A 14,389-nucleotide genomic window follows, 5' to 3' on the forward strand; every position below is an offset into this window, starting at 1 on the left:
CCGGAGCATTCAGTCAGTCACCTGTTGAAACTTGCCCTGCTCCGGGGGAGGCTGCTGTCCCACCCCCTGGCCGCGACCGACAGCGTTTCCGTCGCCCCGCTCGTGTCGTCCGTCAATGACCAAGGAGTACATCGAGGTCCGCGGCGCGGAGGAGCACAACCTCAAGGACCTCGACGTGTGCATCCCCCGCGAGGAGTTCACGGTCGTCACCGGCCTCTCGGGCTCCGGGAAGTCCTCGCTCGCGTTCGAGACCGTCTACGCGGAGGGGCAGCGACGCTACATCGAGTCGCTGTCGGCCTACGCCCGGAACTTCCTCGGGCAGATGGACAAGCCACAGGTCGAAACCGTCGAGGGCCTGTCGCCCGCCATCTCCATCGACCAGAAGAGCGCCGCCAACAACCCCCGCTCGACGGTCGGCACCGTCACCGAACTCCACGACTACCTGCGCCTGCTGTACGCCCGCGTCGGCACCCCACACTGCCCCGAGTGTGGCCGCGAGGTGGGCGAGCAGTCCGCCTCGAACATGGTCGACCGCATCCTCGAGCTGCCGGAGGGCACGCGCGCCAAGCTCTGCGCACCGGTCGTCCGCGACCAGAAGGGCGCGTTCGCGGACCTGTTCGACGAACTCGTCGCGGAGGGGTACTCCCGCGTGGAGGTCGACGGCGAGGAGTACGACCTCGCGGTCGAGAAACCGGACCTCGACGAGAACTACAACCACACCGTCGACGTGGTCGTCGACCGCGTGAAGGTGTCGCCGGAGGCCCGCTCGCGCATCACCGACTCCGTCGAGACCGCCCTGGAGGAGGCCGAGGGCGTCATCAAACTCGTCCTCCCGGACCCGCCGGCCGACATCGACCTCGGCAGCGAGACTCGCTCGACCGGCGACCTCGCCGGCGACGAGGACGACGCGGCCGACACGGACGACGACCGGCTGGTCGTCACCTTCTCCGAGGAACTGGCCTGCACGCACTGTGGCATCGACCTGCCGGAGATCGAGACGCGGTCGTTCTCGTTCAACTCCCCGCACGGCGCCTGCCCGGAGTGCGAGGGCATCGGTGAGACGAAGGAGGTCGACCCGGACCTCGTCGTCAAGGACCACTCGAAGCCGCTCAAGGACGTGTTCGAGCCGTGGAGCTACTCGCGGTCCTACTACCGCACCCGGCTCGACGCCGTCGCCGAGCACTTCGAGGTCCCGCTCGACACCCCGTTCGAGGCGCTCGACGCGGACGTGCAGAACGCCTTCCTCTACGGGACGAACGAGGACGTGGTGTTCAAGCGACAGACGAAGAACGGCACCCGGCGCAAGGAGAAACCGTTCGAGGGCGTCATCCCGAACCTCTCCCGTCGGTACGTCGAGACCGACTCCGAGGGGACCCGCGACCACATCGAGAAGTACATGGCCACGACCACGTGCCCGGCCTGCGAGGGGTCGCGGCTCAAACCCGAATCGCGAGCCGTTCTCGTCGCGGACGCCTCCCTGGCCGAGGTCAACCGCCTCTCCATCGGCGACGCGCTGGCCCACTTCGAGGGGATGGAGGACGAGATGACGGAGCGCCAGCGGACCATCGCCGAGGAGATACTGAAGGAGATCCGCGCGCGGCTGGGCTTCATGGACGAGGTCGGGCTGGAGTACCTCACGCTCGACCGCGAGGCCTCGACGCTGTCGGGCGGCGAGAGCCAGCGCATCCGCCTCGCGACGCAGGTCGGCTCCGGGCTCGTGGGCGTGCTGTACGTCCTCGACGAACCCTCCATCGGTCTCCACCAGCGTGACAACGACAAGCTCCTGGACACGCTGGAGGGCCTGCGCGACCTCGGCAACACGCTCGTCGTCGTCGAGCACGACGAGGAGACGATGTGGCGCGCGGACAACGTCATCGACATGGGGCCCGGCCCCGGCAAACGCGGCGGCGAGGTCGTCGTCAACGGGGACGTCGAGGACGTGATGAGCGAGCCGCGCTCGGTCACCGGCGACTACCTCGCCGGCCGCGATGTCATCCCCGTACCCGACGAGCGACGGGACCCGGACGGCCACATCCACGTCTCGGGCGCCCGCCAGCACAACCTGAAGGACCTCGACGTGGACGTGCCGCTGGGCAACTTCACGGCCATCACGGGCGTCTCGGGCTCCGGGAAGTCGACGCTCCTGCACGAGATCCTCTACAAGGGCCTCGTCCGGCGGATGAACGACACGGACGTCAACCCCGGCGACCACGACGACATCCAGTACGAGGGCATCGAGACGGTCCGGCTCATCGACCAGTCGCCCATCGGCCGCACGCCGCGCTCGAACCCGGCGACGTACACGGGCGTCTTCGACCACATCCGCGAGCTGTTCGCCGAGACGAACCTCGCCAAACAGCGCGGCTACGCGAAGGGTCGCTTCTCGTTCAACGTCAAAGGGGGTAGATGTGAGGGCTGTGGCGGGCAGGGAACGGTGAAGATAGACATGAACTTCCTCTCGGACGTGTACGTCCCCTGCGAGGACTGCGACGGGGCGCGCTACAACGACGAGACCCTCGATGTCACCTACAAGGACGCCACCATCGCGGACGTGCTGGACATGAGCGTCGAGGAGGCCTACGAGTTCTTCGAGGGCCACACCGGCATCCGCCGGCGGCTCGAACTCCTGATGGACGTCGGGCTCGATTACATGCGGCTGGGCCAGCCCTCCACGACGCTGTCGGGCGGCGAGGCCCAGCGCGTGAAGCTGGCCGAGGAGCTCGGCAAGAAGGACCGCGGCGAGGCCCTCTACCTGCTGGACGAGCCGACGACGGGCCTGCACAGCGCCGACGAGCGCAAGCTCATCGAGGTGCTCCACCGGCTGACCGACGCCGGCAACACGGTCGTCGTCGTCGAGCACGAACTCGACCTGGTGAAGAACGCCGACACCATCATCGACCTCGGCCCGGAGGGCGGCGAGGGCGGCGGCGAGATCGTCGCACAGGGCACGCCCGAACACGTCGCCCGGCAGGACGCCTCGCACACGGGGCGGTACCTCCGCGACCACCTCGATGTGGACCTGCCGGGGCCGCGCGCCGAACGCGAGCGCGAGCGGGCGGAACTGCGCGAGCGCGCCAACGAGCGCGTGTCGGAGCTCCGGAGCGAGGCCGACGCCGACACGGAGGCCGCGGCCGGCGACGACTAGCGTCCCGGAGCGCAGAGAATCACTGGTGCCCGGTATTTTGCTTCTCCGTCCGGTTCAAGCGGTCAGAAAGATATCAGAGAGGTATCGCAGATATTATCCGATAATCTGCCGTTTCAGGACCCGGACCCATCCACCGTCTCCGCCGACGTTTTCGCCCGCGGCAGCGACAGCCGGACGACGCTCCCCCGTGGCTCGTTCTCGTGGATGTCGATCTCGCCGCCCACGTTCGTGACCGTCCAGCGGACGAACCAGAGGCCGAGCCCGGTGGCGTGTTCCAGCGGCGTCTCGTGGCCACGTTCGAGCGCGGTCTGCTCCAGTTCGCTGATGCCCGGTCCGTCGTCGGCCACGGCGACGGTGACGCGGTCGTCCGCGACCGACACCCGAAGTTCGACGGTGGGGTCGGCACTGTCGTGGTGGGTGATGGCGTTCTCGATCAGTTCGTCGAGCGCGACCTCCAGCGTATCGTGGCCGCTGACCCACGCCGCATCGGGGGCCGAGACCGAGATGGTGGCGTCCGTCGTCTGCTCGCGGTACTCGTCGGCGACCCGCCGGACGAGCGCGGCCACGTCGACGGGTTCGGTGTCGCTTTCGGGCGAGACACTGTGTCGGAACTCCCGCGTCCGGTCGCTGAGCGCCAGGAGTTCCTCACCCGCCCGTCGGATGGCTTCGGCCTGGCTCTCGGGGTCCTCGGCCCCGGCCTCGATGTTCGCGGCCCGTGCCAGCACGATGTTCATCTTGTTGCGGAGGTTGTGCCGCAGCACGCGGTCGAACACGGAGAGGCGACTCTCGCTCTGGCGGAGGTCCGTCATGTCGCGGCAGACCCCCACTCGGCCGACGACCTCGCCGTCCTCGTCGGTGAGGAGCGTGATGTTGATCTCGAGCGAGCGAAGGGTGCCCTCGCCGTTTCGGACCTCTAGCTCCAGGGTCTCGACCCCGCTTTCGGACTCCGTGAGCGCCTCCACGACCTCCTGCCCATCCGCCAGCTGCTCCTCGGACAGGACTATCGAGGCGTGCGAACCGACGAGGGTATCGCGGTCCCGACCGAGCAACTCCACCATCGCGTCGTTGACGAGCGTGAACCGGCCCTCTGTGTCCAGCGCGTACACCGGGTCCGGCGCGGTCTTGAGGATGGCCTCGAACCGCTCCAACTCCCGCTCGCGGGCCTTCCGCTCGGAGATATCGCGACCGATACCGACCAGCCCGAGTTCGGACCCGTCCTGCGCGACCAGCGGTGCACCGGTGAACTCGTAGGGGATGCGCTCACCCCCCTTCGTCTCGAACGCGCTCTCGACCGTCACCGTCTCACCCCGCTCGAGCACACGGGCCATACTCTCCGCGACGTTCGCCTGCTGGTCCTCGGGGATGAAATCGAGCGGCGTCATCTCCGGGATCTCTGCTTGCGAGTAGCCCGTGACGTCGCTGAGCCGCTCGTTCCAGCGGAGGAAGTTCCCCTGATGGTCGAACGCGTACAGCACGTCCGGGAGCCCCTCGAAGACGCTCTCGGCGAACGCCCGCTCCTCACGGAGCTCCCGCTCGCGCTCGACCCGGTCGGAGACGTCGCGACCGATACCGGCGTAGCCCAGCAGTTCGCCGTCGACCTCGACACGGGCGTTGGCGAACTCGTAGGGGATGCGCTCGCCGTCGAGCGTGACGATCTCCGTCTGGACGGTGGCCGTCGGCTGGTCCTTGGCGACCGCGCCCAGTTCCTCGGCCACCCGCGGGCGCATCGGTTCGGGGATGAACGAGAACGGGCCGAGTTCGTCGATCACCTCGTCGGTACAGCCAGTCACCTCGTTGAAACGGTCGTTCCAGCGGACGTAGGTCCCCTCCGTGTCGAACATGTAGAACACGTCGGGGACGGCGTCGAGGATGGCCTCCGTGACCGCCTGTTCCTCGCGGAGCTCCCGTTCGCGCTCCTTGAGCGGGGTGATGTCACGTGCCTCCGCGACGAGGAGGTTCACCTCCCCATCTCCGCCGGTCACGGGCTTGACGGTGAAATGCATTGTCAGAACCTCGTCCGGCAGTTCGACATCGAGTTCGCCACGGACCAGTTCCCCGTCGGCCGCGCGCTCGATGGCGTCGGCAATGACATCCCGGTTGTTGTCGTCGAACCACTCCGCCTCGGGGAAGAACGCCCCGAGTACGTCCTCGCGGTCGTCGTCGATGACCTCCAGCGCGGCGGCGTTGGTCTCGACGAGGGTCCCGTCGGGTTCGAGCAGGCTGGCGAACTGGTCGGCGTTGTCGAGGATGGCCTCGTAGCGGCGCTCCCGCTCCAGCTCCTCGGTCACGTCCTCCTGGAAGCCGACGAAATGAGTGATGGTCCCCGCCTCGTCCCGGACGGGGGCGACGGTCAACCGGTTCCAGAACGTGGACCCGTCCTGCCGGTAGTTCAGGAGCTGGACCCGCGTCGACTCGCCGGCGTCGATGGCACGCCGCAGTTCGGCGACGGGTTCGGAGGTCGTTTCGGGTCCCTGCAGGAACCGACAGTTCCGGCCGGTGGCCGCCGCCTCGTCGTATCCCGTGATCTCGGTGAAGCGGTCGTTGACGTAGACGATGGGGTTGTCCGGCTGCCGGTAGTCGGTGATGGAGATCCCGACGGCCGCCTCGTCGATGGCGCGCTGGAACAGCCGGAGCTGGTCGCGCTGGTCCGCGAGTGCGACCGACATCTTGCGGTCGCGGGCGAGCGACGCGACCCGGGCGTCGAGTTCGAGCTTCCCCGTCGGGAGCTCGACCACGTCGTCGACGGTCACGCCCAGCGCGTCGGACAGCCACGGCGTGTTGCTGGCCTGGCCGCGGAGGAGGAGCAGGACCGGGAGCTGGACCGGTTCGGCCGCGGCCCGCCGGCCGCTCAGCTTCGTCGCCACCTCCGGGTACCAGTCCGAATCGACGAGGCAGAGGTCGAACGCCGGCCACTCCTCGTCGGGCGCCGCCGTCACCACGTCGTAGCCGTCGGCGAGCTGCTGGGCGAACAGCTCCCGGTCGCGCCCGTGGGAGACCAGCACCAGGACCCGGAGCTGCTCGTCGGAGCGGGCCCCCACAGCGGCGGCGTCTCTCATTCCCATTGGCCCAGTTATCGCTGTCAGTCGTCCGACTCGTCGACCCGCTCGGGGGTGCCCGTGAGGATGCCCCGGAGGTCGGTCATCGGGTCCCCGACGTGCAGCCCGTCCTCGCCGATCTCCAGTTCGCGGAGCGTCCGTTCGAAGCCACCGAGACGCTTCTTCAGCACGCCGATGGATTTCCGAATCTCGCCGTCCAGCTCCAGGTAGCGCAGGAACAGGATGCTGTCGGCGAGGTAGCTGATGTTCTCCTGTGTCGCCGAGAACTCCCCGGCAACGGACTGTTGCTCCTCGATGAGGATGACGGTGACCCCGACGTTCCGGAGGTACCGACAGAGGGTGTGGAGCTGCTCGAGCAGGCCGTCCTCGTCACGGAGCGAGAGCCGGTAGCCGGCGGTCCCGTCGATCATCACCACCTCCGTCCCGTTCTCCTCGACGTCCATCCGGACCTGGTGGGCGAACTCGTCGGCGGAGAGGTCCATCGGCTCGATCTCCTCGACGCCGAGGTTCCCCTCCGACATCATCCGGTCCACCGGGATGTCGATGGCCTCCGACCGGTACGTGAACTGCTCGGTGGCCTCCTCGAACAGGTAGATGGTGGAGCGCTCGCCACGAGCGGCGGCCTCCTTCATGAAGTGGGTCCCGGTGGTCGTCTTGCCCACGCCCGACGGGCCCGTGATGACGCTCACCGTCCCGCGCTCGAAGCCGCCGCCGAGGAGCTGGTCGAGCTCGGCGATGCCCGAGGAGAGGGTCTCGCGGGTGAACTCGCGGTCGTAGTCGCCGGGTACGAGCGACGGGAAGACGTGGATGCCGTCGTTGCGGATGCGCATCGCGTGCGAGCCACCGCGGAAATCCGACCCGCGGAGCTTCTCGACCTCGATGCGCCGGCCGGTGTCGCTCCGCGAGAGCGTGAGAATCCCGTCACCGAGGAACTGGAGGTCGTCGTCGGGACTGTTCGGCGTGGGCTGTGTGGTGTACAGCGCGGTGACGTCCCGGTTCTTCAGGAACGCCGTAAGAGAGGCCATCTCCTGACGGAACTGGTAGTTGTCGGGCGCGAGCAGCCGGAAGCCGGTCAGCGGGTCGATGACGACGCGCTTCGGGTCACGCTCCCGGACCGCCTCGACGATGCGCTCGGCGGGCTCGTGGCCCTCGACCTCGGAGGGCTCGAAGGCGGTGTAGCTCCGGTCCTCGAGGAACCGGTCGGCGCTCGGACTCAGGTCGAGGATCTCCACGCCGTCGAGGTCGAACCCCAGCCCGGCCGCGTTCTGCCGGAGGTCGGCGGCCGGCTCCTCGAACGCGACGAACAGCGGGTCGTCGCCCGCCTCGACGCCCGCGGTCAGGAAGTGAAGCGCCACGATGGTCTTGCCTGTGCCGGGGCCGCCCCGGAGGATGTAGGCACGTCCCCCTGGAAGCCCCCCGCAAGTGAGTTCGTCGAGCCCCGAGATACCGGTCGAGACCCGGCTGGAAGATTCCGGTCCGGACATAGATTGCTAGTCGTTCACAGTCGCTGATAAGTGTAGTGGCTAACCACCTGCCCTCGTGGTGTTTTCACCTAGATATCTGAGCGATAGGAACCGGCCATGACCGGGAGATATCATCCACTCAACCGGGCGACTGGACGGCGTCGCGGGGGCGGGCAGCCTCATGTGCCTGGCCGCCCCATCGACGCACATGGACGCACTCCTCGCGCTGGACGACCGGCTGCTCGTCGTCGACCTCGACACGGGCGAAGCGACAGCCCTCCTCGAGAGTCACACCCCGGAGTGCCTGGCGGCGACCACCGAAGCGGTCCTCGTGGGGACGTTCGACGACGGCCTGTGGCGGGCCGAGCGAGGCGACGATGGCCCCGAGTCCTTCGAGCGCGTCGCGCCCGAGACGCTCCCCGAGCGCGTGACCGCCCTCGCAATCGCGCCGAGCGACCCCGAGGTCGTCTCCCTCGGCGCCGAACCGAGCGCCGTGTATCGCTCCGATGACGGCGGGGAGACGTGGCGTGCGTGTGCGCCCCTGACCGATCTGCCCTCGGCCGACGAGTGGTCGTTCCCGCCACGGCCGGACACTCACCACGTCCGGACGCTCGCGGTCCACCCCGAGGACCCGGCACGGCTCTCCGTCGGCATCGAGGCCGGTGCGCTCGTCCGGAGCGAGGACGGGGGACGGGACTGGACCGAGCGCCCACCAGGGTCCCGCCGGGACAACCACGCGCTCGCGACGCACCCGGACGCGCCCGACCGGGTGTACGCGGCCGCAGGCGACGGCTACGCCGAGTCACACGACGCGGGTGCGACCTGGGACCACCCGACCGCCGGGCTCGAGCACGGCTACGTCTGGGGACTGGCCATCGACCCGGCCGACCCCGACAGGGTGTACGTCTCGGCCGCACACGGCGCGTACGCCGCCCACCGCGTGGCGAACGCCGATGCCCACGTCTACCGGCGCGAGGAGGACGAGGCCTGGCAGCGCTTCGACGGGGAGACGCTCGGCGCGGGGTTGCCCGTCGGGGAGGGCGTGTGCCGGGCAGTGCTGGCGGCACCCGCACCGGACGAACTGCTGGCCCTGAACGACCGCGGCCTGTTCCGGTCGACGGATGCAGGAGCGTCGTTCGAGCAGGTACTGTCGGGGGAGTGGGGCGTTCCGAGAGCAATCAGCGTAATATAGATTTAGAACAGTTGAGACGGATGCAGCACAAATATTCCAGATATTTTCCATCTAAATCCAGATTTCGAATCGAAATCTGCCGAGACAGCAGCACCGTTCGCGTCCACCGTCGACCCGGAGCAACAAGCTACTTAGCCGCCAGTCACCGACCACCGTCCAGATGCACGACTTCGTCGTCGTCGGCTGCGGGCCCGCGGGCGCCCGGTTCGCCCGGAGCGCCGCCGAGCGGGGCCGCGACGTGCTCGTCCTCGAGCAGGGCGAGGTGGGAAAGCCCCTCGCGTGTTCGGGGCACGTCTCGCTGGACATCTGGGACTACGTCCCCGACGGCGCCCGCGAGGAGCTGTTCCAGAACGCCATCCGGGGCGCGCGGTTCCACCTCGGCGGCGCCGACTCGACGGCCTACGAGTTCTACCGCGGGGGACCCATCTCGAACGCCATCGACCGGGTCGGACTGGACCGTACCCTGGCCGAGGCCGCAGCGGAGGCAGGCGCCGACGTCCGCGACCACCACACCGTCACCGCGGTCGACGAGCGCCAGGGTGGGGTGACCGTCACCGCCCGCGGTCCGGACGGCACCGAGCGCCACGAGGCCCGGATGGTCGTCGGCGCGGACGGCCCGCGCTCGCGGGTCCGCGACGAGTGTGGCCTCCCCGAACCGGACGAGTTCCTCCACGGGGTGCTGGGCTTCGACGAGGACCCCGACGCCCAGGACTTCGTGGACGTCCACCTCACCGTCCCGCGCTTCTTCGCGTGGCGCATCCCCCGCGGCGACGCCGGGGTCGAGTACGGCCTCGCGGTCTCGCCCGGCGAGGACGAGCGCGCCCGGTTCGAGACGCTCTGCGAGGACTACGGCGTCACGCTGGACCGGCGCTGCTCGGGGCTCATCCCCGTCGGCCCGCCGCGACGCGTGACCGGCCGGCGCTCCCTGCTCGTCGGGGACGCCGCCGCCCAGACCAAGCCGTTCACCGGCGGCGGCATCCTCTACGGGATGCGCGCGGCCGACCACGCCGCCCGCGAGGTCGACCCCGACGCGCCGGGGACGCTGGGCGACTACGAGCGTGCGTGGCGCGACGAGTTGCGGACCGAGCAGCGCCTCGGCCACCTCGTTCGCGGGGGCTACTCCGTGCCCGAGCCGATCCAGCGGGCCGGCCTCCGGGCGTTCTCCGGCGAGATCGGCGTCCACATGGACGAACCCTCGACACTGTTCTCGCGCGAGCAACTGCGCGCGCTGCTGGGTCGGTAGCTTCGAACCAGAACCAGGTTACCTAAGGTAACTGGTATTGCAGACCCCCAGCACGACCGACGCCAGCTTATCAGTGCCGAGTGCGTAGTTCGGGCGTGGCAGAGGACCCCTCCGACATCGCCGGGTTACCGGCAGAGCTGGGCATCGACGACGACCTCGCGCGAGCGGATGCGAGCCTCCGCATCCGGCTCGAGAAGCGGCGCTACGGCAAGCCAGTCACCATCGTCGAGGGCTTCGACGACGTCGACCTGGCCGCGCTGGCCTCCGAACTGAAGCGCGCCCTCGGCACCGGCGGTACCGTCGACGAGGACAGCATCGAACTGCAGGGCGACCACGCCGACCGCGTGCCGGCGCTCCTGCGCGAACGTGGCTTCACCGTCGACGGCTGACCCACCCGCTCGTCACCCGTCCCGGTCGCCGGTCGGGAGTCGGAGTTCGACGACCGCGCCCCCTTCCTCGCGGTCGCCGATGTGCATCGTCCCTCCGCTGTTCGTGACCGTCCACTGGACGAACCAGAGTCCGAGCCCGGTGGCGTGCTGGAGCGGCGTCTCTGCGCCCGCCAGGAGTGCCTGCCGCTCCAGCTCCGGGATGCCGGGTCCGTCGTCGAGAACCCGGACGACCACCTCGTCGTCGACGGTCTCGACCTCGACCCGCACGGTTGCTCCGGGACCCCCGTGGGTGGCGGCGTTGTCGACGAGTTCGCTCAGCGCCAGCTCGAACTCCGCGTGCACCGTCGCCGTCGCGGTCTCGGGCAGGTCGGCCTCGATGGCCACGTCGTCGTAGCTGAGTCGCGCGGCCTCGACCACGTGTGCGGCGTGTTGGGCGATATCCTCGACACCGAGCAGCTCCGTCTGACTGGGATCGAGCGCGTCGTGGAACGAGCGGGCGGCCTCGCCGAGACCGAGCAGCTCCTCGGCCGCCGTCTCGATGGACGCCCCGGCCTCGGCAACCGCCTCGTCGACGGCCGTCTCCTGGACGCTCTGGGCCCGCGCGAGGACGACGTTCATCTTGTTGCGGAGGTTGTGCCGGAGCACCCGGTCGAGCACCGAGAGCCGGCGTTCGTGTTCGGTGACATCGGTCACGTCGTGGCCCACACAGACGAGGCCGTGGAACCTCTCGGCATCCATCTTCGGCGAGACGGCGGTCTGGAAGCGACGGGTACGCCCCAGGTCGTCGGTGACGGTCGTCTCGATGGTGACGGGATCGCTCTCGTCCCGGGCGTAGAGCTTCGTCGCGGCGTCGCCGAGCGCTTCGGCATGACCGATGTCGAACACCGAGGAGATGTGCTCACCCATCAGTGCCTCGCGCTCACGGCCGAGCATGTCGGCGAGCGCGCTGTTGGCGAGCGTGAGGCGGAGGTCGGCATCGAGCGTGTAGATCGGCTCGCTGGCGGTCTCGACGATGCGCTCGTGGCGCTCGAGGAACTCCTCGCGGCGCTTGCGCTGGGTGATGTCCCGAACGACGCCCCGAACGGCCGTTGTCCTGCCGCCCTCGACCTCGGGGTCACCGGTGACCCGGACCCAGCGTGGGGGCTCGGTGTCGAGCTCGATCTCGACGTCGAACGGCTCGGTCTCGACGACGGCCCGCTCCATGGCCGCCTGCATCCGCTCCCGGGAGTGGGGCTCGTACAGGTCGAGCACCGCCTCCGCGGTCGGCTCGAACGACGGCACCTGGCCGTAGATATCCCACACCTTCTCGTCCCACCACACATCCCCGGTGTCGGGGTCGTACTCCCAGCCGCTCACGTCCGCGATGTCGCGCGTCTGCTCGAGTTGCTCGACGGTCCGTTCGCGCTCCCGCTCGCGCTTCTTCCGGGCATGGATGTCCTGGATGGCGCCGCGCAGCATCCGCCGCCCGTCGACGACCTCCGGCTCACCGATGGTCCGGACCCACCGGATATCGCCGTCCGGCCGGATTATCCGGAGCTCGAGGTCGTAGGGCTCGCCCTCCTCGAGCGCCCGCTCGAACGCCTCGGTGATGACCGGCCGGTCCTCGGGGTGGTAGAAGTCGATGGCCGCCTCCACGTCGGGAGCGTCCTTCTCGGGGGCGAGACCATGGATACGGGAGACCTGCTCGGTCCATGTGAGCTCGTCGGCTGCGGGGTCGTACTGCCAGCCGCCGACATCGGCGATGTTCTCGGCCCGGTCGAGCATGTCGACCGTCCGCTCGAGTTCCCGCTTGCGCTCCTCCTGGGCCGTGATGTCGCGTGCGAGCCCGACAACACCCTCGATATCCCCGTCGTACGTCAGTGGGGAGAGCCCGATCTCGATGACTGCTGCCCCGCCCTGGATCGACAGCTCCGTGACCACCTCGGCGCTCTCCCGCTCGCCGGCCAGTATCGCCTCGAGCGCCTCGACGTACTCCGTGTAGTCCTCGGTGTCGGAGAACAGCGTCTCTCGGAACGCCTCGACAGGCTTCCCGAGAAGGTCCTCCCGTGTCAGCCCGGCAGATCTCGCCGCGCTGCTGTCGGTGAAGACGACCTCGAGGGTCTCGTCGAGCACCCACGCCGCCTCCGGGACCGTCTCCAGCACCGTCTCGTAGCGCTCGAGTTCCTGCTCGCGCTCCTTGCGCTCGGTGATGTCCTGGATGGTCCCGCGGAACGTCTCGACCTCGCCGTCGATCACGACCGGCTCGCCGACCGTCCGTACCCACCGGACCTCGTCGTCGGCCCGCACGACGCGGAGGTCGAGGTCGAACGGCTCGAACCCCGAGATTGCGGCCTCGATGGCGGCCTCGATACGGGGCCGATCTTCCGGATGGTAGAACTCCAGCGCCTCGTCCAGGGGTGGCTCCTCGCCGGCCGGGAGGCCGAGGAGTTCGAACAGCTGGTCGGTCCAGGTGAGCGCCAGTGTCTCGGCGTCGACCACCCAGCCGGCGACATCGGCCATCGACTGGGTCCGGTCCAGCAGGTCGACCGTCCGCTCCAGTTCCTGTTCGCGCTCCCGGCGCTCCGTGATGTCCTGGAAGGTCCCCCGCAGCGTCTCGACCTCGTCCTCGGCCGTGACGGGCTCCCCGATGACGCGCACCCACCGGATCTCGCCGTCGGCCCGCACGACACGAACGTCCACGTCGAACGCCTCTCCCGTCTCGAAGGCCGTCTCGACGGCGCGCTCGATGACCGGCCGGTCTTCCTGGTGGTAGACCTCGAACGCCTCCTCCAGCGGCGGCTCGTCGGCCTTGGGCAGCCCGAGTATCTCGTACACCTGGTCCGTCCAGAGCACCTCCAGTGTCTCCGCATCGATCTCCCAGCCACCCACATCGGCGATGGCCTCTGTCTTCCCCAGCAGGTCGACCGTCCGCTCCAGTTCCTGCTCGCGCTCCACTTGCTCGGTGACGTCCTGGATGATGCCGGTGAAGCGTCGCTCGCCCCCGGTCCGGTGCTCGGCGAACGCCAGCAGCAGGGGGATCTCGTGGCCATCGGCGTGCTGGCCAGGGAGCCGCGCCCCGGTCCAGTCCAGCGACCGCTCGCCGGTCTCCAGATAGCGTGCCAGCCCCTCGGCGTGCGCCTCTCGGAGTCCGGGCGGCATCAGCATCGTCAGCAGTTCGCCGACCACGGCCTCGGGCGGGTGGCCGAACACCTGCTCGACGGCCGGGTTGGCGTACTGGACGACACCGTCGTCGTCGATGGTGAGGATGGCGTTCGGGGCCGTCTCCGCGAGCGTGCGGAACCGCTCGCGCTCGGCGTCGAGCTGGAGCGAGTCCCGGCGCGCCCGCAGGAGCGAGTCGACCCGGCTCCGCAGGACCGGCTCGGAGGTCGGGAGCGGGAGTACGTCGTCGGCGATGTCGGCGGTCTCCCGGACGACCGTCGTCCGCTCGTCGGCCCCAACGACGAGCAACATCGGGAGATGGGGCCCGGTCTCGGCCTTCCGCTCGGCCAGCGCCTCGGCGGCCGCCGGGTACGTGGCCGTATCGATGAGGCAGAGGTCGAACTCGGGGAGCGGCTCGTCCGGGTCACCGACGACGACCTCGCGGTCGTCGAGCCGCTCGGCGAACAGCTCCCGGTCGCGCCCCGGCTCGAGCAACAGCAGGATCCGCTCGGACGCCGGCCCCTCGCCGGTCGTTCGCTGTCCCGAGTCGGACGACCAGGCCGGACCCGACCGTTCACTCACGGCCACCACCCACCGAGGACAGTGGTGGGCACCCGGTCGCAGTGCCGCCCTCTCGTGTATGGTCGGGACTGGCGAGTCCGCCGAGTGCGGGACCGGCCGTCGAGGGGCAGCGAGAGGGAGTGCCCATCAGCCTAGTAGCTAGAGACTGATTGACACCATAAATTCCTATCGGCCCGGAGAA

At 69.2% G+C, this 14,389-nt stretch carries 7 protein-coding genes; 4 read left to right on the forward strand and 3 right to left on the reverse strand.

The genetic code is table 11. From position 1 onward, the window contains the following. Positions 1-115: 115 nt before the first annotated feature. Positions 116-3,145 carry an excinuclease ABC subunit UvrA gene (uvrA, locus tag NL114_RS04275; protein WP_254823561.1) on the forward strand — a complete coding sequence of 1,010 codons (3,030 nt, stop codon included), beginning with the start codon at positions 116-118 and terminating at the stop codon, positions 3,143-3,145. A gap of 113 nt (positions 3,146-3,258) precedes the next feature. On the opposite strand, the gene NL114_RS04280 is transcribed toward uvrA, so the two are convergent. Further along, positions 3,259-6,201 (reverse strand): PAS domain S-box protein, encoded by a 2,943-nt coding sequence (locus NL114_RS04280; RefSeq protein WP_254823562.1) that lies wholly within the window; start codon positions 6,199-6,201, stop codon positions 3,259-3,261. Between the two features lie 23 nt (positions 6,202-6,224). Further along, on the reverse strand, positions 6,225-7,685 hold the full coding sequence (locus NL114_RS04285) for an ATPase domain-containing protein (protein ID WP_254823563.1): 1,461 nt from the start codon (positions 7,683-7,685) through the stop codon (positions 6,225-6,227). Between the two features lie 187 nt (positions 7,686-7,872). On the opposite strand from NL114_RS04285, the gene NL114_RS04290 reads away from it, so the two are divergent. The 3 genes from NL114_RS04290 (at position 7,873) to NL114_RS04300 (ending at position 10,488) form a co-directional block, all read left to right on the forward strand. After that, positions 7,873-8,856 carry a WD40/YVTN/BNR-like repeat-containing protein gene (locus tag NL114_RS04290; RefSeq protein ID WP_254823564.1) on the forward strand — a complete coding sequence of 328 codons (984 nt, stop codon included), beginning with the start codon at positions 7,873-7,875 and terminating at the stop codon, positions 8,854-8,856. 160 nt (positions 8,857-9,016) lie between these two features. Beyond that, positions 9,017-10,099: a geranylgeranyl reductase family protein gene (locus NL114_RS04295; RefSeq protein WP_254823565.1), complete on the forward strand. Its 1,083-nt coding sequence runs from the start codon at positions 9,017-9,019 to the stop codon at positions 10,097-10,099. A 95-nt stretch (positions 10,100-10,194) separates the two neighbouring features. Next, entirely contained in the window at positions 10,195-10,488 is a 294-nt protein-coding gene (locus tag NL114_RS04300; protein ID WP_350355398.1) for an SUI1 family translation initiation factor, read from the forward strand. A 12-nt stretch (positions 10,489-10,500) separates the two neighbouring features. Here NL114_RS04300 and NL114_RS04305 read toward each other — a convergent pair whose 3' ends face one another. Then, positions 10,501-14,208 (reverse strand): PAS domain S-box protein, encoded by a 3,708-nt coding sequence (locus tag NL114_RS04305; protein ID WP_254823566.1) that lies wholly within the window; start codon positions 14,206-14,208, stop codon positions 10,501-10,503. Between the last annotated feature and the right edge of the window lie 181 nt (positions 14,209-14,389).

The organism is Haloglomus halophilum, from assembly GCF_024298885.1.
Taxonomy (GTDB): Archaea; Halobacteriota; Halobacteria; order Halobacteriales; family Haloarculaceae; genus Haloglomus; species Haloglomus halophilum.